This is a genomic window from Bradyrhizobium sp. UFLA05-89 (assembly GCF_059803475.1).
On the sequence record NZ_JBANBA010000031.1, the window covers coordinates 18,080 to 43,431 of the forward strand.

The following is a 25,352-nucleotide window of genomic DNA, read 5'->3' on the forward strand; positions in this document are numbered from 1 at the left end:
CATAACTGCGATAGGAATCAGGTTACCGGTGATTCGTCACCGGCTCTAATTTGGATATGGTCCTTTTCAAGGCGCATGTCCAAGCATCGGGAGTGCTCAACGATGCCACGCTTGTTTACTGGTCTGGAAATCCCGGCCGAGGTCGGTCAGACGCTTTCCAACTTGCGGGGCGGCCTTCCCGGCGCCCGCTGGATCGATCCCGAAAATTATCACGTCACCTTGCGCTTCATCGGCGACATCGACGGCATTTCCGCCAACGAGATCGCCTCGATGCTGTTTCGCGTCGACCGCAAGCCGTTCGAGGTGAAGGTGCAGGGGCTCACGAGCTTCGGCGGCCGCAAGCCGCGCGCGGTGGTCGCAACCATCGCGCCGAGCAAGCCGCTGATGGAATTGCAGGCCGAGCTGGAGCGGATGATGCAGCGCATCGGCCTCGATCCGGAGGGGCGCAAATTCATCCCGCACGTCACGCTGGCGCGGCTGCACGATGCCTCGGACCAGGACGTCGCGGACTATCTCTCGCTGCGCGGTTATTTCCCGAGCAAGGTGTTCACGGCCGAACGTTTCGTGCTGTTCTCCTCGCGCGCATCCACCGGCGGCGGGCCGTACATCGTCGAGGATTCCTACGACCTGTGCGCGTAGGCCGTCGACGCCGCCGGAAGCCTCCGTTGACGCTGGCATTCCAGAATACGGCGCCTTAACGGCGCCGTAACCCCACCAGCGCATACCCCCTGGCACCAATTCTCGGCTTGCATTTTCGGCCGGTCTCTGGCGGTAAGGGGCCATGCTCTCCACCCCCAATTCATCGTTCCGAAGCGAATACCAGGCGCTGGTCTCCTCTGGCGCGATCGAGCCGGATGCTGCCCAGGCCGAAGTCGTAGAGGCCTATGCGGCGCTGGACCAGCGGCTTGCGAACTACAAGCCGCAGCGCAAGCAGGGCCTGTTCGGCCGTCTCTTCAAAAACGGCGACAAGGACGATGCGCCCCGCGGGCTCTACATCCATGGCGAGGTCGGGCGTGGCAAGACGATGCTGATGGACCTGTTCTTTCAGCACTCCGCCGTCGCGCACAAGCGCCGCGCGCATTTCCACGAATTCATGGCCGAGGTGCATGAGCGCATCTACGGCTATCGCCAGAACATCGCGCGCGGCGAGATCGCCGATGGAGATGTCATCGCGCTGACGGCGAACGCGATCTTCGAGGAGAGCTGGCTGCTCTGCTTTGACGAATTCCACGTCACCGACATCGCGGATGCGATGATCCTGGGCCGGCTGTTCGCAAAACTGTTCGAGCTCGGCACGGTGGTGGTTGCAACGTCGAACGTCGCTCCCGACGATCTCTACAAGGGCGGACTCAACCGCGCGCTGTTCCTGCCGTTCATCGCGCAGATCAATGATCACATGGACGTGCTGCGGCTCGATGCGCGCACCGATTTCCGGCTGGAGAAACTTCAGGGCGTGAAGATGTGGCTGGTGCCGGCCGATGCCGACGCCGATGCCGCGCTCGATCGCGCCTGGGCGAAGATGACCGGCCATGCCAAATGCAAGTCGCGCGATATTTCGATCAAGGGTCGCATCCTGCACGTGCCGTGTTCGGCGCACGGCGTGGCGCGGTTCTCGTTCGCCGACCTCTGCGAGAAGCCGCTTGGCGCATCCGACTACCTAAGGCTCGCGCACGACTATCACACCATCCTGGTCGACCATATTCCAGTGATGGACGTCGCCGAGCGCAACGCCGCCAAGCGCTTCATCACGTTGATCGACGCGCTCTATGACAATGCCGTGAAGTTGATGGCCTCGGCGGAAGCCGATCCGGTGTCGCTGTACCTGGCGAACGAAGGCAACGAGGCCAACGAATTCAAGCGGACGTCCTCGCGCCTGATCGAGATGAGCTCGGAATCCTATCTGGCGCAGCCGCACGGCCGCAAGGATTCCACCGCCAGCGGCTCCACCAAGGGCCTGGTCGAGACTTAAGTCCTATTTCACCACGCCGTCATTCCCCGGGGGCGCGTCAGCGCGAACCCGGAGTCCCGCACCACAACTTCGGGATTCCGGGTTGGCCGGCGCAATGGCGCGGACGCCCCGGAATGACGGCGTTATCGTTGCGCGCCCCGATTCTCGGCAAGCCCGACAATTGAGCATTCGGCGACTTGAACGGGGGAGGCGAAAGGGATAACCACCCGTCTCAGTTTTCCCCTCCTTACGTGTCTAAAGGACAGGTTCACATGGCGCGCGACAAGATTGCTTTGATTGGCTCCGGTCAGATCGGCGGAACGTTGGCTCATCTCATCGGCCTGAAAGAACTCGGCGACGTGGTGATGTTCGACATCGCCGAGGGTGTGCCGCAGGGCAAGGCGCTCGACATCGCACAGTCCTCGCCGGTCGACGGTTTCGACGCGCGCTATTCCGGCGCGAACTCCTACGAGGCGCTCGACAACGCCAAGGTCTGCATCGTCACCGCCGGCGTGCCGCGCAAGCCCGGCATGAGCCGCGACGACCTCCTCTCCATCAACCTCAAGGTCATGGAGCAGGTCGGTGCCGGCATCAAGAAGTACGCCCCCGACGCGTTCGTCATCTGCATCACCAACCCGCTCGACGCGATGGTCTGGGCGCTCCAGAAGGCTTCCGGCCTGCCGCACAAGAAGGTCGTCGGCATGGCCGGCGTGCTGGATTCGGCGCGCTTCCGCTATTTCCTGGCCGACGAGTTCAACGTCTCCGTCGAGGACGTCACCGCCTTCGTGCTCGGCGGCCACGGCGACACCATGGTGCCGCTTGTGAAGTACTCCACCGTCGCCGGCATTCCGCTGCCCGACCTCGTCAAGATAGGCTGGACCTCGCAGGCGCGCCTCGACGAGATCGTCGATCGCACCCGCAACGGCGGCGCCGAGATCGTCAACCTGCTGAAGACCGGCTCGGCCTTCTATGCGCCGGCGGCTTCCGCGATCGCGATGGCCGAGAGCTATCTGAAGGACAAGAAGCGCGTGCTGCCCTGTGCCGCGTATCTCAACGGCGAATACAGCGTGAAGGACATGTATGTCGGCGTGCCCGTCGTCATCGGCGCCAAGGGCGTCGAGCGCGTCGTCGAGATCGAGCTCGCCGGCAAGGACCGCGAGGCCTTCGACAAGTCGGTCGGCGCGGTGTCCGGCCTGGTCGACGCCTGCAAGAAGATCGCGCCCGACCTTCTGGGCCGCTGATCGGAAAAAATCTCGCCGAGGATCGGACCCGATCCTCGGCGCTTTCATGTCCGGGGCCCCGTTCGGGCGGTTCCCGGGTCCGGCAGTCCAGAGTCCAGAAGATTCCGGGTTGCAGTCGTGCTGGTATATGGTATGCCAGACGGCAAGTAGAGGTGAACCCCCGAGGTCACCACGCGCGGGTTCAGGGAGCGACCAGATGAATATCCATGAGTACCAGGCCAAAGCGCTTTTGAATGAGTTCGGCGTGCCGATCTCCAAGGGCGTTCCGGTCCTGAAGGCGGCTGACGCGGAGGCGGCGGCGAAAGCTCTCCCGGGCCCGGTCTGGGTGGTGAAGAGCCAGATCCATGCCGGCGGCCGCGGCAAGGGCAAGTTCAAGGAGGCTTCGGCCGGCGACAAGGGCGGCGTCCGCATCGCCAAGTCGGCAGGTGAAGTTGCCGAGTTCGCCAAGCAGATGCTCGGCGCCACGCTCGTGACCGTGCAGACCGGCCCCGCCGGCAAGCAGGTCAACCGCCTCTACATCGAGGACGGCTCCGACATCGACAAGGAATTCTACCTCTCGATCCTGGTCGACCGCGAGACCTCGCGGGTCTCCTTCGTGGTGTCGACCGAAGGCGGCGTCAACATTGAGGACGTCGCGCACAACACGCCCGAGAAGATCGTCACCTTCTCGGTCGATCCGGCGACCGGCATCATGGGCCATCACGGCCGCACCGTCGCCAAGGCGCTGAACCTGTCCGGCGATCTCGCCAAGCAGGCGGAAAAGCTCACCGCGCAGCTCTTTGCCGCCTTCGTCGCCAAGGACATGTCGATGCTGGAGATCAACCCGCTGGTCGTGACCAAGCAGGGCCAGCTTCGCGTGCTCGACGCCAAGGTCTCCTTCGACGACAACGCGCTGTTCCGTCATCCCGAAGTGGTGGCGCTGCGCGACGAGACCGAAGAGGACGCCAAGGAGATCGAGGCCTCGAAATACGATCTCAACTACGTCACGCTCGACGGCAATATCGGCTGCATGGTCAACGGCGCCGGCCTTGCCATGGCGACGATGGACATCATCAAGCTCTACGGCATGGCGCCGGCCAACTTCCTCGACGTCGGCGGCAGCGCCAGCAAGGAAAAGGTCGCCGCCGCCTTCAAGATCATCACCGCCGACCCGAACGTGAAGGGCATTCTGGTCAACATCTTCGGTGGTATCATGAAGTGTGACGTGATCGCCGAAGGCGTCACGGCTGCGGTGCGCGAAGTCGGCCTCAGCGTCCCGCTGGTGGTCCGCCTCGAAGGTACCAATGTCGAGCTCGGCAAGAAGATCATCCGTGAATCAGGCCTGAACGTCGTGCCGGCCGACAATCTCGATGACGCCGCGCAGAAGATCGTGAAGGCCGTCAAGGGAGGCTAGGCCATGCCCCAGGATCATCTCGCTCAATCATCTCCGCTGCCGGAACACGCGCGTCTCGCTGCGTTCGCCGGTGAATGGGATGGCGAGGAGATGGTCTACCCGTCGCGCTGGAATGCCGGCGGGCCGGCGACCTCGCGCACGGTGGCGCGCATGGATCTCAACGGCTTCTATCTGATCCAGGACGGTGTCCAGATGCGCGATGGCAAGGAGATCTTTGCCACCCACGGCATCTTCACCTACGACCGCGACGACCGGACCTACAAATTGTTCTGGTACGACTCGCTCGGCTACACGCCGCCCTCGCCCGCCTCCGGCGGCTGGGTCGGCAAGACCCTGACGCTGGTGCGCGGCTCGCTGCGCGGCAATGCGCGCCACGTCTACGAGATCATCGACGACAATTCCTACTCGTTGAAGATCCAGTTCTCGCCGGACGCGGAAGGCTGGGCCGACGTGCTCACCGGCGTCTATCGTCGCATCCACTAAAGTTAGTTCGCGAAAGCAGACCTCATGTCCATCCTGATCGACAAGAACACCAAGGTCATCTGCCAGGGCTTCACCGGCAAGAACGGCACCTTCCATTCCGAGGCCGCGATTGCCTACGGCACCAAGATGGTCGGCGGCACCTCGCCCGGCAAAGGCGGCGCGACGCATCTGGGCCTGCCGGTGTTCGACACCGTGCGCGAGGCGCGCGAGAAGACCGGCGCCGACGCGTCGGTGATCTACGTGCCGCCGCCGGGCGCAGCGGACGCGATCTGCGAGGCCATCGATGCCGAGATCCCGCTGATCGTCTGCATCACCGAGGGCATTCCGGTGATTGACATGGTGCGCGTGAAGCGCTCGCTCGTCGGCTCCAAGTCGCGCCTGATCGGGCCGAACTGCCCGGGCGTCATGACTGCCGGCGAATGCAAGATCGGCATCATGCCCGCCAATATCTTCAAGACCGGCAGCGTGGGCATCGTCTCCCGCTCCGGCACCCTGACCTATGAAGCCGTGTTCCAGACCTCGCAGGAAGGCCTCGGCCAAACCACCGCGGTCGGCATTGGCGGCGACCCGGTCAAGGGCACCGAGTTCATCGACGTCCTGGAAATGCTGCTGGCCGACCCCAAGACCGAGTCGATCATCATGATCGGCGAGATCGGCGGTTCCGCCGAGGAGGACGCCGCCCAGTTCCTCAAAGACGAGGCCAAGCGCGGTCGCAAGAAGCCGATGGTCGGGTTCATCGCTGGTGTTACCGCACCTCCGGGTCGCCGCATGGGCCACGCCGGCGCGATCATCTCGGGCGGCAAGGGCGACGCCGGTTCCAAGACCGAAGCAATGAAATCGGCCGGGATTACTGTCTCTCCGTCCCCCGCACGGCTCGGACATACCCTTGCCGAAAAGTTGAAAAGCTAATTCAGTTCTTGGTGCTTTTCCGGGCGAAAGTTCGCAACAGATAGGGTAAACGGTGCCTGATACGCCGATCCGCTGCCGGAGGATCGGGGTCAGCGCCGTTTTCATTTGCGCGAACCGAAATCGCCAGGAACTCAAGTATGTCTCGCCAGGACGCGAACGCAGCCTTTGCCCTCTCATCTTTTTTGCAGGGCACCAACGCCACCTACATCGACGAAATCTACGCCCGCTACGAGCAAGATCCCTCCTCGGTTGACGTCGAGTGGCAGGAATTCTTCCAGAGCCTGAAGGACCAGCCGGCCGACGTCCGCAAGAATGCGGAAGGGCCGTCCTGGGCCCGGGACAACTGGCCGGTCACGCCCCAGGACGATCTGACCTCGGCGCTCGACGGCAACTGGGCCCAGGTCGAGAAGACGGTTGGCGCCAAGATCGCCGCCAAGGCGCAGGCCAAGGGGGCCGATCTCTCCTCGGCCGACGTGCTCCAGGCTACCCGCGATTCGGTCCGCGCCTTGATGCTGATCCGCGCCTACCGCATGCGCGGCCATTTCCATGCCAAGCTCGATCCGCTCGGCATCGAGGCGCAGCGCAACCGCGAGGAGCTCGACCCGCGCACCTACGGTTTCAGCGAGGCCGATTTCGACCGCAGGATATTCCTCGATCACGTGCTTGGCCTCGAATACGGCAATCTGCGCGAGATCGTCGCGATCTGCGAGCGCACCTACTGCCAGACGCTCGGCGTCGAGTTCATGCACATCAGCAATGCCGCGCAAAAGGCCTGGATCCAGGAGCGCATCGAGGGGCCGGACAAGGAGATCTCCTTTACTCCCGAAGGCCGCCGCGCCATCCTCACGAAGCTGGTCGAAGCCGAAGGCTTCGAGAAGTTCTGCGATACCAAGTTCACCGGCACCAAGCGATTTGGTCTCGACGGCAGCGAGTCGCTGATCCCTGCACTCGAGCAGATCATCAAGCGCGGCGGCAATCTCGGCGTGAAGGAGATCGTCGTCGGCATGCCGCATCGCGGCCGCCTCAACGTGCTGACCCAGGTCATGGGCAAGGCCCACCGCGCGCTGTTTCATGAGTTCAAGGGTGGCTCGGCCAATCCCGACGCAGTCGAAGGCTCCGGCGACGTCAAGTATCACCTCGGCGCGTCCTCCGACCGCGAGTTCGACGGCAACCGCATCCATCTGTCACTCACCGCCAACCCCTCGCATCTCGAGATCGTCGATCCCGTGGTGCTCGGCAAGGTCCGCGCCAAGCAGGACCAGCATGGCGATCCGCCGGACATGCGCATCTCGGTGATGCCGCTGTTGATGCATGGCGACGCGGCGTTCGCCGGCCAGGGCGTAGTGGCGGAATGCTTTGGCCTGTCTGATCTGAAGGGCTATCGTACCGGTGGCTCGGTGCACTTCATCGTCAACAACCAGATCGGCTTCACCACCTATCCGCGCTATTCGCGTTCGTCGCCTTACCCGTCCGACGTCGCGAAGATGATCGACGCGCCGATCTTCCACGTCAACGGCGACGATCCGGAAGCCGTGGTGTTCGCGGCCAAGGTCGCGACCGAATTCCGGCAGAAGTTCCACAAGCCTGTCGTCATCGACATGTGGTGTTATCGCCGCTACGGCCACAATGAGGGCGACGAGCCGGCCTTCACCCAGCCGGTCATGTACAAGCGGATCGCGGCCCATCCCTCGACCCTCACGCTCTACGCCAAGCGCCTGATCGCCGAAGGCGTGGTCACCGAGGGTGAGGTCGACAAGCTGAAGGCCGACTGGCGCGCCCGGCTCGATGCCGAGTTCGAGGCCGGCACCAGCTACAAGCCGAACAAGGCCGACTGGCTCGACGGCAAGTGGGCGGGCTTCAAGATCGCCGACCAGGAAGAGGATGCGCGGCGCGGCGTCACCGGCGTCGAGACCGCCACGCTGAAGGACATCGGCCGCAAGATCACCAAGGTGCCGGACGGTTTTCGCGTTCACCGCACCATCCAGCGCTTCCTCGATAACCGCGCCAAGGCCATCGACAACGGCGTCGGTATCGACTGGGCGACCGGCGAGGCGCTGGCGTTCTGCTCGCTGCTGGAGGAAGGTCGTCATGTCCGCCTGTCCGGCCAGGACTGCGAGCGCGGCACCTTCTCGCAGCGCCATTCGGTGCTGATCGACCAGGAGGACGAGAGCCGCTACACGCCGTTCAACCATCTCGGCGTCGAGCAGGGTCATTACGAGGTCATCAACTCGCTGCTGTCGGAAGAAGCCGTGCTCGGCTTCGAATACGGCTACTCGCTGGCCGAGCCGAATGCGCTGGCGCTGTGGGAAGCCCAGTTCGGCGATTTCGCCAACGGCGCGCAGGTGCTGTTCGACCAGTTCATCTCCTCCGGCGAGCGCAAATGGCTGCGCATGTCGGGCCTCGTCTGTCTGCTGCCGCATGGCTATGAGGGCCAGGGACCCGAGCACTCCTCGGCGCGCCTCGAGCGCTACCTGCAGATGTGCGCGGAAGACAACATGCAGGTGGTCTATCCGACCACGCCGGCGAACTACTTCCACGTTTTGCGCCGCCAGCTCCATCGCGAGATCCGCAAGCCGCTGATCCTGATGACGCCGAAGTCGCTGCTGCGGCACAAGCGTGCGGTGTCGCGGCTCGACGAGCTCGCCAAGGGCACGACGTTCCACCGCATCCTCTATGATGACGCCCAGATGCAGCCGAGCGAGGCCACCAAGCTGGTGCCGGACGAGAAGATCCGCCGCCTCGTGCTGTGCTCGGGCAAGGTCTATTACGACCTCTACGAGGAGCGCGAGAAGCGTGGCATCGACGACATCTACCTGATGCGTGTCGAGCAGCTCTATCCGGTGCCGCTGAAGGCGCTGGTTCAGGAGCTCGCTCGCTTCAAGAAGGCCGAGGTGATCTGGTGCCAGGAGGAGCCGCGCAACATGGGTGCGTGGCACTTCATCGAGCCCTATCTCGAATGGGTGCTCAACCAGGTGAACGGCGTAAGCCGGCGTCCGCGCTATGTCGGCCGCGCCGCCTCCGCCGCGACCGCGACCGGCTTGATGTCGAAGCACCAGGCGCAGCTCAAGGCGTTCCTCGACGAAGCGTTGAGCTAAACAATTTTGGACTGCGTCATGCCCCGCGAGAGCGGGGCATCCAGTGCTCCGCGACGTTCGTTCTGACGAGGGTTGCGGCGTAGTGGGTCGCTCGCATTCGCGCGACGGTGACATCCCAATTCATGACCGCACAAGCGATCTCCTTAAGGAAAAGACCATGACTGAAATTCGTGTGCCGACGCTCGGCGAATCCGTCACCGAAGCCACCATCGGCCGCTGGTTCAAGAAGGCCGGCGATCCCGTCGCCGTCGACGAGCCCTTGGTGGAGCTCGAGACCGACAAGGTCACCATCGAAGTGCCCGCGCCCTCGGCCGGCACGCTCAGCGAGATCATCGCTGCTGACGGTGCGACCGTTGCGGTGGGTGCGCTGCTCGGACAGATCACGGATGGCGCCGGCGCCGCCAAGCCGGCTGCGGCTCCCGCAAAGCCTGCCGCTGCCGCCGCGCCGGCCGCGGCTCCTGCACCTGCAGCGCCCAAGGCCGCGCCCGCCGATGCGCCGCTCGCCCCGTCGGTGCGAAAGCTTTCGGCCGAGACCGGCATTGATGCCTCGACCGTTCCGGGCTCCGGCAAGGACGGTCGCGTCACCAAGGGCGACATGCTCGCCGCGATCGAGCGCGCCGCCTCCGCGCCGACGCCGGTCAACCAGCCGGCCGCTGCCGTGCAGGTCCGTGCGCCGTCGCCCGCCGACGACGCCGCGCGCGAGGAACGCGTCAAGATGACCCGCCTGCGCCAGACCATCGCGCGGCGCCTCAAGGACGTGCAGAACACGGCTGCGATGCTGACGACCTTCAACGAGGTCGACATGACCAACGTCATGGCGCTGCGCGCGCACTACAAGGACGTGTTCGAGAAGAAGCACGGCTCCAAGCTCGGCTTCATGGGCTTCTTCACCAAGGCGGTGGTGCAGGCGCTGAAGGACATCCCGGCGGTCAACGCCGAGATCGACGGCACCGACCTGATCTACAAGAACTACTATCACATCGGCGTCGCGGTCGGCACCGACAAGGGACTTGTCGTTCCCGTTGTCCGTGACTGCGATCAGAAGTCGATCGCCGACATCGAGAAGGGCATTGCCGATTTCGGTCGCCGCGCGCGTGACGGCCAGCTCAAGATCGAGGAGATGCAGGGCGGCACCTTCACCATCACCAATGGCGGCATCTATGGCTCGCTGATGTCGACGCCGATCCTGAACGCGCCGCAGTCCGGCATCCTCGGCATGCACAAGATCCAGGAGCGGCCGATGGTGATCGGCGGCAAGGTCGAGGTCCGCCCGATGATGTATCTGGCGCTGTCCTATGATCACCGCGTGATCGACGGCAGGGAAGCCGTGACATTCCTGGTCCGTGTCAAGGAGAGCCTGGAAGATCCGGCGCGGCTGGTGCTGGACCTCTGACACCCAAAGTCTTGAAAGTGCCGTCGCCTGCAGGGGCGACGGCCTGTGCGCAAGGATGGAGGCGAGCGTGACGGACAAGGTTGCGATCATCACCGGCGGCAGCCGTGGCATCGGCCGCGCCACTGCGCTTGCAGCGGCGGAGCGCGGCTTTCGCGTGGTCGTCGGCTATGCAAGCAACAAGCAGGCTGCCGACGAGGTCGTAGCCGCGATCGAAGCCAAGAACGGCAAGGCAATCGCGGTGAAGTGCGATGTTGCCGAGGAAAGCGATATCCTCGCGCTGTTCAAGGCCGCCGACCAGTTCGGCACGTTAGGGGCTCTCGTCAACAATGGCGGCATTGTCGGCAAGAGCGGGGTGCGCGTCGACGAGATGTCGGCCGAGCGCATCCAGCGTGTGATGGCGGTCAACGTCACCGGCTCCATCCTCTGCGCGCGCGAGGCGGTCAAACGCATGTCGACCAAGCATGGCGGCAAGGGCGGCGTGATCGTCAACCTGTCGTCGGTCGCTGCAAAGCTCGGCTCGCCGAACACCTATGTCGACTATGCCGCCTCCAAGGGCGCGATCGATTCCTTCACCGTCGGCCTCGGCTACGAGGTCGCCGGCGAAGGCATTCGCGTCGCGGGCATCCGGCCCGGCCTGATCGACACCGAAATCCACGCCGCCGGCGGCGAGCCCGACCGCGCCCATCGTCTGGCCCATATGGTGCCGATGAAGCGCGTCGGCACCGCCGAGGAAATCGCCAATGCCATCGTCTGGCTGATGTCCGACGATGCCTCCTACGTCACCTCAGCCATTCTCGACGTGTCCGGCGGACGCTGACACGTCTTCTCACGCTAAATTACGGGACTTCCTCTCATGGCTACCTACGATCTCATCGTCATCGGCACCGGACCGGGCGGTTATGTCTGCGCGGTGCGCGCGAGCCAGCTCGGCATGAAAGTCGCCGTGGTCGAAAAGAACCCCACGCTCGGCGGCACCTGCCTCAACATCGGCTGCATGCCCTCGAAGGCTCTGCTGCATGCTTCGGAGATGTTCGAGGAAGCCGCACATTCCTTCGCCAAGATGGGCGTGTCGGTCTCGACGCCGAAGCTCGAGCTTCCGGCGATGATGAACTTCAAGCTGCAGGGCATTGACGGCAACGTCAAGGGCGTCGAATTCCTGATGAAGAAGAACAAGGTCGACGTGCTCAAGGGCAGCGGCAAGATCCTGGGCACCGGCAAGGTCGAGGTCTCCGCGGACGGCAAGTCGCAGGTCATCGAGACCAAGAACATCGTGATCGCCACCGGCTCGGACATCGCGCGGCTGAAGGGCATCGAGATCGACGAGAAGCGCATCGTGTCGTCGACCGGCGCACTGTCGCTGGAGAAGGTGCCGGGCAGGTTGCTGGTCATCGGCGCCGGCGTGATCGGGCTCGAGCTTGGCTCGGTGTGGCGCAGGCTCGGGTCCGAAGTCATGGTCGTCGAATTCCTCGATCGCATCCTGCCGGGCATGGACGGCGAAGTCGCACGGCAATTTCAACGCATCCTTGAAAAGCAGGGATTCGCGTTCAAGCTGGGCTCGAAGGTCACCGGCGTCGAATCCAACGGCAAGGCACTGCTTGCGAAGATCGAGCCGGCCGCGGGCGGTGCGGCCGAGACCATCGAGGCTGATGTTGTGCTGGTCTGCATCGGCCGTGTGCCCTACACCGACGGTCTCGGGCTGAAGGAAGCCGGCGTTGCGCTTGATAATCGCGGCCGCGTCCAGATCGATGCCCATTTCGCGACCACGTTGAAGGGCGTCTATGCCATCGGCGACGTCGTCGCCGGCCCGATGCTCGCGCACAAGGCGGAGGACGAAGGCGTTGCGGTGGCGGAGATCCTCGCCGGCCAGGCTGGTCACGTGAACTACGACGTGATCCCAGGTGTGGTGTATACCACGCCGGAAGTATCCTCCGTCGGCAAGACCGAGGAAGAGCTGAAGCAAGCGGGCGTGGTCTACACCGTCGGGAAGTTTCCCTTTACCGCCAACGGCCGCTCCAAGGTCAACCAGACCACCGACGGGTTCGTGAAAATTCTCGCAGATGCGAAGACCGATCGCGTGCTTGGCGTGCACATTATCGGCCGTGAAGCCGGCGAAATGATCCACGAGGCGTGTGTGCTGATGGAGTTTGGGGGCAGCGCGGAAGACCTCGCCCGTACCTGCCATGCGCATCCGACCCGCTCCGAGGCCGTCAAGGAAGCCGCGCTTGCAGTCGGCAAGCGGGCCATCCATATGTAGGCGACGCGCCGAGCCGAATCGGGCGGGAAAGACATGCTGCGCCGCCTTCTTCAACCGGTCTGGGTCCTGCTGGCGATCATCTTTTTGATCGAAGCCTGGCTGTGGGATCATCTCGAGCCGATCGTGGCGCGTGTCGTCGCCGCGATCCCGCTCGCGCAGTTCAAGCAATGGCTGACCGAACGAGTCGATGCGCTATCGCCGGCGATGACGCTGATCGTCTTCGCCGTACCGATCATCCCGCTGTTTCCGCTCAAGCTGGTCGGGCTCTGGCTGCTCACCCACGAATACTGGATGAGCGCGGTGTTCACGATCCTGTTCGCCAAACTGCTCGGCGTCGGCGTCACCGCCTTCGTGTTCGACGTGACGCGCGACAAGCTGCTGGAGATGGCGTGGTTCGAGCGGCTCTATGATTTCGTGATGATGATCCGCGCCAAATCGACGGCGCTGGTCGAGCCGATCAAGCTGCGCATCAAGAATGCCCTCACCGGCAATGGCGAGGGATGGTCCTCCCGGGCGCTCCGCCTGATCCAGCGTTTCCGCAAGAGCGTGCACGAGGCGCGGTAGCTATCCGCCATGCACTCGGTGTCATTGTCCGCGAAAGCGGGCAATCCAGTATCTCAGAGACATCGACGATGAGCGGCGAGGGGGCGCCGCTCCGGATACCCCGGTCAAGCCGGGGCATGCCAGCGGTATGTGTGGTACGCGTCTCGCGCCCGCCCCTTTACCCGTGCAAATGCAACAGATGCGGCCACCACAGGCCGAGCGCGGTCATCACCATGCCGGCGAGCGTCAGGATGCCGCCGACATAGGCGAGCGCAATGATGCCGGTGATGATGGTGGCGGAGGCCAGCACGATGCCGATCTGGAAGGCGGCCGAGGCCAGCTCGAAGTGGTGGTACTTTGCCGTCGCCTCGTCACGCTCGTGCTCGGCGTGCTTGGCCTTCTCGGCAAGCTGCTCGGTGCCCTCGCCGGTCTCCGGCTCGGAGCGATAGCGCGCCGCGGTCTTCTGCCAGTCCTCGATCTGCTTCTGGATAGCCGCCTTGTTGGCGTCGTCGGACGCCGTGCCCAGCGTGAGCTTGCCCTGCTCGGCCGCGGTCTGCACCACGGTGCGGCGGATGCTCTTGGCCTGGAAGAACGCCCAGAGATTGGCGGCCTCGACATTCTTGCTGATCGCCTCGGTCTGCGCACCCTTGCCGAGCGTCTCCGAGATCGCAAGGAACAGCGCCAGCACCGCGATCAGAAGGGCGATCTTCTTGTTCTCGCCGGATGCGTGCTCGGCATGCTCCGCGTGCTCCATGCTTTCGTGTGCGCTCATAATGTCCCTCCTGGATCCGCCGGTACGATTGACCGAACCGCGCGAGCTGCGCAAGAGGTAAAGCCGCACCGAGCATCGCCGCATGTCCGCGGCTGCCCACGCTATCCACCGTTCATCTCACCCGTTCGGACGGATATTCGACGGCGCGGCCGAAATCCGCGTTGTCGTCATACGGCGTTACAAAAAATCGCGGAGAATGCCGCTCGAACGTGCTGCCGGCAAGGCAGGAGAACACCAGCGGAAATGTATCGACGAGCGTGAGGTCGTCGGCTGCCGCCGCGCGGCATTGCGCAGGCAGTCGCATCGCGTTCAATGCGCCGAATCTTTCATGCAGGTCGGCATCGGACCAGTCGGTCGGCGGCCGCTTGAGCTGGCCGCGGAACGCGGTGCCATGGTCCGACTGGAGGATGATCAGCGCGTCGGAATCGGACTGGACGATCTTCTGCAACAACGTCAGCGTCTGCGAATTGGTGCAGCGAAGCTGATCGATGAAGGCCGGACGTTTCGTCGGAATCCAGTGCTGGAGGTCGGGATCGCCGGCGCGAAAGCCGCAGTCTGCCGTGAAGCGGATCGGCGGATGTGGCGCCAGCACATGCGCATATAGAAAGAAGGGTGACGGCGTCGCGCGGACGGCGTCGAGTTTCGCGGTCAGGTCGTTCACCCCGCCCCAGGCGAATGGCGCCGATTGCTGGTGTTCGAGGATGAGGTCGATGATCGGCGTGTTGGACAGGATGGCGATGTCGAGCTCGTCGAGCCCGAGATTGCCGCGGACGCATTTCGGCACGTCAGGTGCGCATTCGGTCAGGTAGTCGTAGCCGTTCTCGAAGTGGACATAGTTGTATCCGGCCGTTGTGAGGCGAGACACCGTCCGGCTCTTGCCGCGCACTATGGCTTGCATCGTCTCCACCGCAAGCGGCTCGAGCGCATCGCCTTCACCCGTGACGGTGTAGTCGGAATTGAGCGTGCTGGAGATCGAGTTGACGGTGGAAGGGAAATTGGAGCGGCTCTTGCCGAGCACGACGAAATCGAGCGCGGCCAACGACCGGATAAAGTCGCCGTTGTCGAACGCGAACTCCTCCTTGAGGACATCCTCCCGTGGATAGCCGTCCAGCACGATCCAATAGATATTGGGCGAGATCCTGAACCTGGCCGCCGCCGGCTCGCTACTATCAGCGGTGTGCGCCTGGGCGCGGTGCTCCCGCGTCAGGATCGTCGCGATGCGGGCAAGCGCCGGCGCCGAAAATGCGAGCGATACGACAAGGCAGATCGTGATGGCCACAGTCTCGCGCAGCAAGCGCAGCGCGAGGACGCCGGTGCCGATCGCCACCGCGGTCCAGGCCGCGGGCGCCCAGTCGCCGAGATGGGCCTTCAGCTCGTGCTGGATCAGGTTGACATCATAGGCGAAGAACATGAAGACCATCAGCCCGGTCGCAAGCAGGATCCGCCACAGCGGAATCTTCCGCAGCAACAGCGCAAGGCCCGTCGCGAGGATTGCAGCGGCGGCCAGCGTGCCGGCGGCGTAGTGCAGCACCCGCCAGGGGCTCGCCAGCTCGGCCATGTTCGCGGCGTAGAAGTCGAGCAGCGGTAAGGTCGACAGGATGGTCGCAGCCAGCAACGCGCGCAGCAGATTGGATTTTTCCTGGAGGTGCAGCGGCATGCCGGTTCAGCTCGCAAGTCTTTCGAATTCGTATAGCGTGCGGCCGTAGGGCGTGAGCTCGAGGCGCTGCACGATTCGGGCGTGGCGGCCGAGGGCCTGCTCGAACTGACCGCTGTCATAGCGGTCGAAAACGTCGCGCCGCAGCCGCAACATGCGCTGGATCATCAGATCGGATTTCGGGACGAATTCGATCACGCCGCGTGGCGCGAGCGTGACCAGCCATTCGACCACCGACGACAGCGGCACGTTCCGGCCGATCGCAAGGTGATGCACGATGGCAAGCGCGATCACCGCGTCCGCGCCGCGTCGCGACGTCAGGCCCGATCGTTCGGTCTCCGCCCAGCCCTGGCCGGGGCTGGGATTCGCCGCGTCGCTGAAGAGCGGCAGGAAGGATAGGCCGGCGTCGGTCGCGCGTAGGACCGCGGATTCCAGCGCATTGAGGTCGGCGTCGAGCCCGATGACCGAGCGCGTCTGGTTCTGGAGCAGCGATTGCGAATACCGGCCCGTGTTGCAGCCGACATCCCATGCGTGCAGCGGAGCATGCCGGCGCGAGAAGCAGCCGATGAATTCCTGCTTCCCGTCCTCCTCGTCGTCCGCATACGATGTGTTCGCACTCTCATATTGCTGCCACTCGGTGGGCCCGACGTCTTTCGGGACAAGGCCGGCGACCCAGCCGCGCAGGCGCCGCAGCACCATTTGCAGCGCGGCCTTGGGCAACGGCTTCCCCTCGCGCGAGGGACCGTCTGCGCGTCGCCGCGCGCGCCGTTGCAACAGCTCGGGCAGCGTGATGTTGGTCAGCACATCGGGCGCCAGCCAGCGCTTCGGCCAACTGATCAGCGCGACGATCTCGCTGGTCGGGATGCCTTCCAGAGCGCCGCGATACCATGCGTTGTGCGAGATGCCGAACAGGGCGCGCAGCAGCAGCGGGTTGACGAACTGCTCGACGAATTGGCGCTGGCCGATCCAGTAGTCGCCGTTCCGGTACGGCACGAAGGACGGAATATCGATGAACACGGGCCTGACGCCGAAGAACTGAACATTGTAGGCGCTCGCATCCGAGAGCGTGAGATCGAACTCGAGCGCGCGCAAATGAATGTCGAGATGCAACAGCGCAGCGCGCTTGAGCAGCGCGAACGGCCATTCATAGGGGTAGGAGACGAACGGAAGTCTTGGATGCTCCAGAAGATGCCAAGCTCCGGGGGGCTTGTTCGCCGCAGCCTCGTCGGGGCTGACTTCCTCGGCTCCGATAATCCATCCCTTCTCGATCAGGTCGTCGTAGGCGCCGGACGATTTCAGGAGCAGGAAATTTCGATGGGCCTCGTCATTGACCGCGCGAAAGATGCGATCGCCTGACGAGAAGATATATCCGGAGGGATCGCGGAACGAGCCTGGATCACGCATCACGGTCGGGGGAGGATCCGTTGGACCAAACCTCCGGCGGTGTCTTGGAGCGGGCGAAGAAGCCCAGGATCCGCTTTCCATAGGAGCGGACGGCGATGATGCCACCGGCAATGCCGGCGATCAGCCCTTGTACGGCGAAGGCGCCCGTGCCGGGATCCAGATAGGCGTAAGCGCTGGTCGGCATCAGCACGGCAAGGCCGGCCAGGAGTCCCACGATGACCACAGGAGAGTTTTTGTTCTTCATTGAACGCCCCATCACTGCAGCGGCGGCCAGAACGTGCCGGCACCACCGTCAGCTACGGAACGTAGCATTCCACCACAAGGCGTAACCTTAAATCTTGTCCATCAAGCCAAGTGTGACGGGCTGATGTGACTTTTGTGCATCTGTTGTCGCAATGCCGCATTTCGACGAACAAGGCTGCTTGGAAATAATCAGAAATAAATGCTCAGCGCCGCGGATGTGCGCTGGCGTAGACTTCGAGCAGCCGTTCGGAATCGATGCCGGTATAGATCTGCGTGGTCGACAGCGAGGAATGGCCGAGCAATTCCTGGATCGCGCGCAAGTCGCCGCCGCGTGACAGAAGATGCGTGGCAAAGGAATGCCGCAGCGCATGTGGCGTGGCGCTGTCGGGCAGGCCAAGTGCGCCGCGCAGTCGCTCCATCGCGAGCTGGATGATGCGCGGGCTCAGCGGCCCGCCGCGCGCGCCGACGAAGATCGGTCCTTCGGCTGCAAGCGGATGCGGGCACATCGCGACATATTCGGCGACCAGCGCCAGCACATTTTGCAGCACCGGCACCATGCGCGTCTTGTTGCCCTTGCCGGTGACGACGAGCACATCGCCTTCGCCGGGGCGCGGCACGTCGCGTCGCTTCAGCCCCAGAGCTTCCGAGATGCGCAGGCCCGAGCCGTACAAGAGAGCCATCACGGCGGCGTCGCGCACCAGGATCCAGGTCTCGCGCTCTTCGCCGGCGCGCTCGTCGGCGTCAGTGACGCGTTTGGCTGAAACCATCGGCAGCGGCTTCGGCAGGCTCTTGGCCACCTTCGGCGCGCGGATCGCCGAGAGCGCACCGACCTTGCCCTTGCCTTCGCGCTCCAGGAAGCGGCCGAACGAACGCAGGCCTGCAAGCGCGCGCATCAGGGAGCGGCCGGCGACGTCGTCGGCGCGGCGCATCGCCATGAAGGCCCTGATGTCGCTGGCCTCGAGCGCGGCGAAGCGCTTCAGCGTCACGCGCTCGCCCCAATGCGTGCAGAGGAAATCCAGGCACTGCCTGAGGTCACGGGAATAGGCCTCCAGCGTCTTCGGCGACAGCCGCCGCTCGGCGCCGAGATGCGACAGCCAGCGCATCATCTCCTGCGCGATGTCAGGATCGGCGCTGGCGAGCTCGATTTTCGGGGCGGCCGCTTTGCTCATGCGCTCTGGACGTAATGGTTCCGCTCAGTATATCGCATCACACCCGTTTACTGTTCGCTAAGGCCGCCCCACGGCGCTAGCTTCAAGGCCTTTAGGTTCCGATTCTCCGTCCATGGATCATTCGTCGCGCAGCACGACCGCTCCCCAGGCCATTTCGACCCGCATGGTCGACGTGCTGGTGCCGGTCGCGCTCGACCAGACCTATTCCTACCGCGTGCCGCGCGGCATGGAGTTGAAGGCGGGCGATCTCCTCAGTGTGCCGCTCGGCCCGCGCGAGGTGCTGGCGGTGGTGTGGGCGGAGAACGCCAATCCGGATCCGCGCCTGCACAACCGTCTGAAGGACGTCAGCGAGAAGCTCGACGTTTCGCCGCTCAAGGGCGAGCTGCGCGCGCTGGTCGACTGGGTCGCCAACTACACGCTCGGTCCGCGCGGCATGGTTTTGCGCATGTGCCTGCGCATGGGCGAAAATCTCGGGCCCGAGCGGACGCGCGCCGGCGTGCGGCTGGTCGGCGATCCGCCAAGGCGCCTGACGCCGGCGCGGCAGCGTGTGATCGAGGTGTTGTCGGACCGTCTGCTGCACGGCAAATCCGATGTCGTGAAGGAGGCAGGTGTTTCGGCCGGGGTGATCGACGGCTTGGTCGACGAAGGCACGCTGACGGTCGAGCCGTTGCCGCCGCCGCCTCCGCCCCCGGCGCCTGATCCCGCCTACGGACAGCCGGAATTCACGCACCTCCAGCGCGCCGCGGTCGATGCGATGCGCGCGCTCGCGGGCAACGGCACCTTTCATGTCGCCCTCCTCGATGGCGTCACCGGCTCCGGCAAGACCGAGGTCTATTTCGAGGCGGTCGCCGAGACCATCCGCCGCGGCAAGCAGTCGCTGATCCTGATGCCGGAGATCGCGCTCACCGGCCAGTTCCTCGACCGCTTCGCGCAACGGTTTGGCGTGCGACCGCTGGAATGGCATTCGGAGCTCACCCCGCGCACCCGCGCGCGCAACTGGGCGGCGATCTCGGAAGGCAGCGCGCCGGTCGTGGTCGGCGCGCGCTCGGCGCTGTTTCTGCCCTACGCCAATCTCGGCCTCATCGTCGTCGATGAAGAGCACGACCAGGCCTACAAGCAGGATGACGGCGTGCATTATCACGCCCGCGACATGGCGGTGGTGCGGGCGCATATCGCAAAAATTCCGATCGTGCTGGCCTCTGCGACGCCGTCGGTCGAATCCGAGGTCAACGCGCGCAAGGGACGCTACCAGCGCATCGCGCTGCCCTCGCGCTTCGGCGGCCAGCACATGCCGCATATCGAGGCGATCGATTTGCGCCGCGAGCAGCCGGCGCGCGGCCGCTTCATCTCGCCGCGGCTCGCCGGCGAGATGAAGGCCGCGATCGAGCGGCGCGAGCAGGCGCTGTTGTTCCTCAATCGCCGCGGCTACGCGCCGCTGACGCTATGCCGCGCCTGCGGCCATCGCTTTTCCTGCACGATCTGCGATGCCTGGCTGGTCGATCACAGATTCCGCCAGCGGCTGGTCTGCCATCACTGTGGTTTCTCGATGCCGCGGCCGAACGTCTGCCCGCATTGCGCGGCCGAGGAATCGCTGGTCGCGGTCGGGCCCGGCGTCGAGCGCTTGCAGGAGGAGGCGGCGTCGCTGTTTCCGCAAGCCCGCACCATGGTGCTGTCGAGCGATCTCATCACCTCGATCGAGACCATGCGCTCGGAGCTGAACGACATTGCCGAGGGCCGTGTCGATATCATCATCGGCACGCAGCTCGTGGCAAAAGGCCACAATTTTCCGCGGCTCAATCTGGTCGGCGTCGTCGATGCGGATCTCGGCCTTTCCAACGGCGATCCGCGCGCAGCCGAGCGTACCTGGCAGTTGCTCAACCAGGTGATCGGCCGTGCCGGCCGCGAGCAGGGCCGTGGCGTCGGCTATCTCCAGACCCATCAGCCCGAGCATCCCGTGATGAAGGCGCTGATCGCCTGCGATCGCGAGGCGTTCTACAACAGCGAGATCGAGCTGCGAGAGCGCACGCTCTACCCGCCGTTCGGGCGGCTCGCGGGCCTGATCATTTCCGCCGGCGACCGCCCGAGTGCGGAAGGATTTGCGCGCCGGCTCGTTGCGGTGGCGCCGCGCGACGAACGCGTGAAGGTGCTGGGACCTGCGGAAGCGCCGCTCGCCGTGATCAAGGGCCGTTACCGTTTCCGGATCCTGGTGAAATCCGCGCGCGGCTTCGATCTCTCGGACTATTTGCGCAACTGGCTTGCCGTGGCGCCGAAGCCGAAAGGCAATCTCAAGCTCGAGACCGACGTCGACCCGCAGAGCTTTTTGTAGCGACGCGCGCGACTCCATTCCCGTCGTTGCGGGCGCAGCATGCTGAACTGTCATCGCCCGACTTGATCGGGCGATCCAGTATTCCGAAGCAGCAATTGTTCAATCGATAGGTCGCGGCGTACTGGATTCCCCGCTTTCGCGGGGAATGACTGCGGAGGGTGAGGCGGCAGCTGCGCTCGCAGTGACAGCAAAAGAAAAAGCCCGCCGTCCCCCAAGACGGCGGGCTGTTTTTCGCGCGCTTCGCGCGTCGAATGTTACGAGACGACCTCGGCGGTTACGCGGCCGACGCCGGCGCCGGTCAGGCCGATGGCGCGGGCAGCACCGGTAGAGAGGTCGAGGACACGGCCGCGAACGAACGGGCCACGGTCATTGATGGTGACGATGACGCTCTGGCCGCCATGGGTGACGCGCACCTTGGTGCCGAACGGCAGCGAACGGTGCGCCGCGGTCATGGCGTTCTGGTTGAAGCGTGCGCCCGACGCTGTGCGGCTGCCGGACTCATTGCCGTAATAGGAGGCCATGCCCGAGAATGTGTGGCCGGAACCCGAAGAGGGCGCCACGGAGGCGTTGGCGTTCATCCAGGAACCCGTATTGGACGTGTCGCTGGTGCTGGCCTCGTGATGGTGGTGGTGCCGATAATGGTGATGCCGGGATTTGGCGGAAGCTTCGGTGGCAGTTCCACCGATGACGAGAGTGGCAGCGACGAAAGCGATCGCCGTCCGCGGTCGGGTTGCGCACCCCGTGTTCAATGACAACATTTATTGGTCCCTACGCTAGTATTGCCACATATGTGGCTAGTGGAGCCCCCATCAGTTTGTGAGCGATTGCGCGTTTCACGTCGCAATGCGGCATGAATTGGGCAGTAATTTCGTCATGTGTCCGGATGAGACATCTTGTTATCCGATCGGATTTTCGTCGGATATTTTGTTATCGCCGCCTTTAACGATTGGTTAACCAAACGATTACTTGTAAATACTGTAAAGCCAAGTTTTCAACCGACGCGTTGAGAATTTGATAAGTAATTGACCAAGTGAAGCGGCGGCGACCGACCTCACGTCTCTGCGAGCTGTGTTCATGGCCGGTATGCGAAAAAGGCAGGAACTAATTCCTGTCGGACCGACCGGGCGACCCCTTTTGGGTGGGTGCAGGATGGTGGCGTGGTGCCGGGTGGCGCGCTGTGACCGTGCCCACAGCAGGGACGGAGAGCCGCAGCCTTTAATTTGGCGTCATGTTGCACCTGCGCCCCTGCTATGTTAGCAAAGCCGCGATTTTAACGAGCCCGGCACTTCCCTGTGTCGGTCGAAAATCGAAGTCCCGCTTGAATTCCAAGGGCTTGGATCGCTAGGCGCCGCTTCGTGGCGACGGTTTTTCCCTTGCGAGTTTGACAGCTATAAAGAGCGCGTCTGTGGCTGCAGAAGATACGTCCGTTTCAGGTGTGTCCGGCCGTTATGCAACGGCCTTGTTTGAACTGGCCCGCGACCAGAATGTGGTCGATGCGGTCAAAGCCGATCTCGACCGGTTCGGCACCATGCTCAACGACAGCGCCGATCTGAAGCGCCTCGTCCGCAGCCCGGTGTTCTCGGCAGACAGCCAGTCCAAGGCGCTGTCCGCGGTGCTGGACAAGGCCGGCATATCAGGCATTTCCGCCAATTTCCTCAAGGTGCTGACCGCCAACCGCCGGCTGTTCGCGGTGGCCGACGTCATCCGCGCCTACGGCGCGCTGGTCGCCAAATATAAAGGTGAGGCCTCTGCCGACGTGACCGTCGCGGAGCCGCTCTCGGACAAGAATCTCGACGCCCTCAAGGCCGCCCTCAAATCGGTGACCGGCAAGGACGTCGCGCTCAACGTGAAAGTCGATCCCTCGATCATCGGTGGCCTCGTCGTCAAGCTTGGCAGCCGAATGATCGATAGTTCGCTTCGCACCAAACTCAATTCGATCAAGCACGCGATGAAAGAGGCAGGCTGATGGACATCCGCGCCGCGGAAATTTCCGCGATCCTCAAGGACCAGATCAAGAATTTCGGCCAGGAAGCTGAAGTCTCCGAAGTCGGACAGGTGCTGTCCGTCGGCGACGGTATCGCCCGCGTCTATGGTCTGGACAACGTCCAGGCCGGTGAAATGGTTGAGTTCGAGAACGGCACCCGCGGCATGGCGCTGAACCTCGAAACCGACAACGTCGGTATCGTGATTTTCGGCGCCGACCGCGAGATCAAGGAAGGCCAGACCGTCAAGCGCACCCGCGCCATCGTGGACGCGCCGGTCGGCAAGGGTCTGCTCGGCCGCGTCGTCGACGCGCTCGGCAATCCCATCGACGGCAAGGGTCCGATCCAGGCCGACAAGCGCATGCGCGTCGACGTCAAGGCGCCCGGCATCATTCCGCGCAAGTCGGTGAGCGAGCCGATGGCGACCGGCCTCAAGGCGATCGATGCCCTGATCCCGATTGGCCGCGGCCAGCGCGAGCTGATCATCGGCGACCGCCAGACCGGCAAGACCGCGATCGCGCTCGACACCATCCTGAACCAGAAACCGCTCAACGCGCAGCCCGACGAGAACATCAAGCTCTACTGCGTCTACGTCGCGATCGGCCAGAAGCGTTCGACCGTCGCCCAGTTCGTGAAGGTGCTGGAAGAGCAGGGAGCGCTGGAATATTCGATCGTCGTCGCCGCCACCGCCTCCGATCCGGCGCCAATGCAGTACATCGCCCCCTTCACCGGCTGCACCATGGGCGAGTACTTCCGCGACAACGGCATGCACGCCGTCATCATCTATGACGATCTGTCCAAGCAGGCCGTCGCCTACCGCCAGATGTCGCTGCTGCTGCGCCGCCCGCCGGGCCGCGAAGCCTATCCGGGCGACGTGTTCTACCTGCACTCCCGCCTGCTCGAGCGCGCGGCGAAGCTCAACAAGGACCAGGGCTCGGGCTCGCTGACGGCGCTGCCGGTCATCGAAACCCAGGCCAACGACGTGTCGGCCTACATTCCGACCAACGTCATCTCGATCACCGACGGCCAGATCTTCCTGGAAACCGATCTGTTCTTCCAGGGCATCCGCCCCGCGGTGAACGTCGGTCTGTCGGTGTCGCGCGTCGGCTCTTCGGCGCAGACCAAGGCCACCAAGAAGGTCGCCGGCAAGATCAAGGGCGAGCTCGCGCAATACCGCGAAATGGCGGCGTTCGCGCAGTTCGGCTCCGACCTCGACGCCTCGACCCAGCGCCTGCTCAACCGCGGCTCGCGCCTGACCGAGCTTCTGAAGCAGCCGCAGTTCTCGCCGCTGAAGATGGAAGAGCAGGTCTGCGTGATCTGGGCCGGCACCAACGGCTATCTCGATCCGCTGCCGATCAACAAGGTGCGGGCGTTCGAGGACGGCCTGTTGTCGCTGCTGCGCGGCAAGAACGTCGAGATCCTCAATGCGATCCGCGACAGCCGTGACCTCTCGGACGACACGGCGGCCAAGCTGAAAGGCGTGGTCGAAGGCTTCGCGAAGTCCTTCGCCTAACAAAAAGCCGTCATGGCCGGGCTTGTCCCGGCCATCCACGCGCTTCCGCGTGGAGAGCAAGACGTGGATGGCCGGGACAAGCCCGGGCATGACGAATGGATAGGGTTGCGGTTGGACTAGAAGTCGGACCGTCGGGGTGAACGAAGAATGGCGTCTCTCAAAGACATGCGGGTCCGCATCGCCTCCACCAAGGCGACGCAGAAGATCACCAAGGCCATGCAGATGGTGGCGGCGTCGAAGCTGCGCCGCGCCCAGAGTGCCGCCGAAGCGGCGCGGCCCTATGCGGACAAGATGTCTGCCGTGATCGCCAATATCGCCAGCGCCGCGGCGGGCTCGCCCGGCGCGCCTGCGCTGCTCACGGGCACCGGCAAGGATCAGGTCCACCTGCTCCTGGTCTGCACCGGCGAGCGCGGCCTGTCGGGCGCATTCAACTCCTCGATCGTGCGTCTCGCGCGCGAGCGCGCGTTGGCCCTCCAGAACGAGGGCAAGGAAGTCAAATTCTTTTGCGTCGGTCGCAAGGGCTATGAGCAGCTCCGTCGCCTGTTCGACAAGCAGATCGTCGAGCACCTGGATCTTCGCGCTGTCCGCCAGCTCGGCTTCGTCAACGCCGAGGATATCGCCAAGAAGGTGCTGGCGCGCTTCGAGGCCGGCGAGTTCGACGTCTGCACGCTGTTCTACTCGCAATTCAAGTCGGTGATTGCACAGATCCCGACCGCCCAGCAGGTGATCCCGCTGGTCGTCGAGGAGCCCGCCGCCGGCGCCAGCACGACGTCCTACGAATACGAGCCGGAAGAGGACGAGATCCTCACCCGCCTCCTGCCGCGCAATCTTGCGGTGCAGGTCTTCCGCGCGCTGCTCGAGAACAACGCTTCGTTCTATGGCGCGCAGATGTCGGCGATGGACAACGCCACCCGCAACGCCGGCGAAATGATCCGCAAGCAGACGCTGGTCTACAACCGCACGCGTCAGGCTCAGATCACCAAGGAACTCATCGAAATCATCTCCGGCGCAGAAGCAGTCTGACCGGAAG

21 protein-coding genes are annotated in these 25,352 nt (G+C 64.1%); 15 read left to right on the forward strand and 6 right to left on the reverse strand.

Annotation, left to right across the window (positions count from 1 at the left end):
* Positions 1 to 102 precede the first annotated feature (102 nt).
* From thpR to SO139_RS18190, 11 genes are all read left to right on the forward strand, one after another.
* Positions 103 to 639, forward strand: coding sequence for an RNA 2',3'-cyclic phosphodiesterase (thpR, locus tag SO139_RS18140; protein ID WP_449380582.1), 537 nt, complete (start codon positions 103 to 105; stop codon positions 637 to 639).
* Between the two features lie 142 nt (positions 640 to 781).
* Complete coding sequence (gene zapE, locus SO139_RS18145) at positions 782 to 1,969, forward strand: cell division protein ZapE (RefSeq protein ID WP_449380583.1); 1,188 nt, start codon at positions 782 to 784, stop codon at positions 1,967 to 1,969.
* A gap of 251 nt (positions 1,970 to 2,220) precedes the next feature.
* Positions 2,221 to 3,189 carry a malate dehydrogenase gene (gene mdh, locus SO139_RS18150; RefSeq protein ID WP_449380584.1) on the forward strand — a complete coding sequence of 323 codons (969 nt, stop codon included), beginning with the start codon at positions 2,221 to 2,223 and terminating at the stop codon, positions 3,187 to 3,189.
* Between the two features lie 196 nt (positions 3,190 to 3,385).
* Entirely contained in the window at positions 3,386 to 4,582 is a 1,197-nt protein-coding gene (gene sucC / locus SO139_RS18155; protein WP_449380585.1) for an ADP-forming succinate--CoA ligase subunit beta, read from the forward strand.
* 3 nt (positions 4,583 to 4,585) lie between these two features.
* The gene (locus tag SO139_RS18160) at positions 4,586 to 5,065 is read left to right on the forward strand and encodes a DUF1579 family protein (RefSeq protein WP_449380586.1); all 480 of its coding nucleotides are present in this window, start codon (positions 4,586 to 4,588) and stop codon (positions 5,063 to 5,065) included.
* Between the two features lie 24 nt (positions 5,066 to 5,089).
* Positions 5,090 to 5,974 (forward strand): succinate--CoA ligase subunit alpha, encoded by an 885-nt coding sequence (gene sucD / locus SO139_RS18165; RefSeq protein WP_449380587.1) that lies wholly within the window; start codon positions 5,090 to 5,092, stop codon positions 5,972 to 5,974.
* 137 nt (positions 5,975 to 6,111) lie between these two features.
* Positions 6,112 to 9,069 (forward strand): 2-oxoglutarate dehydrogenase E1 component, encoded by a 2,958-nt coding sequence (locus SO139_RS18170; protein WP_498540342.1) that lies wholly within the window; start codon positions 6,112 to 6,114, stop codon positions 9,067 to 9,069.
* Positions 9,070 to 9,226: 157 nt separating this feature from the next.
* Positions 9,227 to 10,462 carry a 2-oxoglutarate dehydrogenase complex dihydrolipoyllysine-residue succinyltransferase gene (gene odhB / locus SO139_RS18175; protein ID WP_498540343.1) on the forward strand — a complete coding sequence of 412 codons (1,236 nt, stop codon included), beginning with the start codon at positions 9,227 to 9,229 and terminating at the stop codon, positions 10,460 to 10,462.
* 55 nt (positions 10,463 to 10,517) lie between these two features.
* A complete protein-coding gene (locus SO139_RS18180; RefSeq protein WP_498540344.1) occupies positions 10,518 to 11,279 on the forward strand; it encodes an SDR family oxidoreductase in 762 nt (253 codons plus the stop codon).
* A gap of 36 nt (positions 11,280 to 11,315) precedes the next feature.
* Positions 11,316 to 12,716 carry a dihydrolipoyl dehydrogenase gene (lpdA, locus tag SO139_RS18185; protein ID WP_498540345.1) on the forward strand — a complete coding sequence of 467 codons (1,401 nt, stop codon included), beginning with the start codon at positions 11,316 to 11,318 and terminating at the stop codon, positions 12,714 to 12,716.
* Positions 12,717 to 12,749: 33 nt separating this feature from the next.
* Positions 12,750 to 13,280 (forward strand): hypothetical protein, encoded by a 531-nt coding sequence (locus tag SO139_RS18190; RefSeq protein ID WP_449380592.1) that lies wholly within the window; start codon positions 12,750 to 12,752, stop codon positions 13,278 to 13,280.
* 157 nt (positions 13,281 to 13,437) lie between these two features.
* On the opposite strand, the gene SO139_RS18195 is transcribed toward SO139_RS18190, so the two are convergent.
* From SO139_RS18195 to SO139_RS18215, 5 genes are all read right to left on the reverse strand, one after another.
* Entirely contained in the window at positions 13,438 to 14,031 is a 594-nt protein-coding gene (locus tag SO139_RS18195) for a DUF4337 domain-containing protein (protein ID WP_449380593.1), read from the reverse strand.
* Between the two features lie 112 nt (positions 14,032 to 14,143).
* The gene (locus SO139_RS18200; protein ID WP_498540346.1) at positions 14,144 to 15,688 is read right to left on the reverse strand and encodes a sulfatase-like hydrolase/transferase; all 1,545 of its coding nucleotides are present in this window, start codon (positions 15,686 to 15,688) and stop codon (positions 14,144 to 14,146) included.
* A gap of 6 nt (positions 15,689 to 15,694) precedes the next feature.
* The gene (locus SO139_RS18205) at positions 15,695 to 17,089 is read right to left on the reverse strand and encodes a class I SAM-dependent methyltransferase (RefSeq protein WP_449380638.1); all 1,395 of its coding nucleotides are present in this window, start codon (positions 17,087 to 17,089) and stop codon (positions 15,695 to 15,697) included.
* Entirely contained in the window at positions 17,082 to 17,333 is a 252-nt protein-coding gene (locus SO139_RS18210; protein ID WP_498540347.1) for a hypothetical protein, read from the reverse strand. Before SO139_RS18210 ends, SO139_RS18205 begins: the two co-directional genes overlap by 8 nt.
* A 202-nt stretch (positions 17,334 to 17,535) precedes the next feature.
* Positions 17,536 to 18,501, reverse strand: coding sequence for a tyrosine recombinase XerC (locus tag SO139_RS18215; RefSeq protein ID WP_449380596.1), 966 nt, complete (start codon positions 18,499 to 18,501; stop codon positions 17,536 to 17,538).
* 112 nt (positions 18,502 to 18,613) lie between these two features.
* Here SO139_RS18215 and SO139_RS18220 point away from each other — a divergent pair, with 112 nt between their 5' ends.
* A complete protein-coding gene (locus SO139_RS18220; protein WP_498540348.1) occupies positions 18,614 to 20,827 on the forward strand; it encodes a primosomal protein N' in 2,214 nt (737 codons plus the stop codon).
* 254 nt (positions 20,828 to 21,081) lie between these two features.
* Here SO139_RS18220 and SO139_RS18225 read toward each other — a convergent pair whose 3' ends face one another.
* The gene (locus SO139_RS18225; RefSeq protein ID WP_449380598.1) at positions 21,082 to 21,585 is read right to left on the reverse strand and encodes a septal ring lytic transglycosylase RlpA family protein; all 504 of its coding nucleotides are present in this window, start codon (positions 21,583 to 21,585) and stop codon (positions 21,082 to 21,084) included.
* A gap of 647 nt (positions 21,586 to 22,232) precedes the next feature.
* On the opposite strand from SO139_RS18225, the gene SO139_RS18230 reads away from it, so the two are divergent.
* The 3 genes from SO139_RS18230 (at position 22,233) to SO139_RS18240 (ending at position 25,345) form a co-directional block, all read left to right on the forward strand.
* Complete coding sequence (locus SO139_RS18230; protein WP_449380599.1) at positions 22,233 to 22,793, forward strand: F0F1 ATP synthase subunit delta; 561 nt, start codon at positions 22,233 to 22,235, stop codon at positions 22,791 to 22,793.
* Positions 22,793 to 24,322, forward strand: a complete 1,530-nt coding sequence (gene atpA, locus SO139_RS18235; RefSeq protein WP_449380600.1) for a F0F1 ATP synthase subunit alpha — start codon at positions 22,793 to 22,795, stop codon at positions 24,320 to 24,322. Before SO139_RS18230 ends, atpA begins: the two co-directional genes overlap by 1 nt.
* A 147-nt stretch (positions 24,323 to 24,469) precedes the next feature.
* Entirely contained in the window at positions 24,470 to 25,345 is an 876-nt protein-coding gene (locus SO139_RS18240; RefSeq protein ID WP_449380601.1) for a F0F1 ATP synthase subunit gamma, read from the forward strand.
* The last annotated feature ends 7 nt before the right edge of the window (positions 25,346 to 25,352 follow it).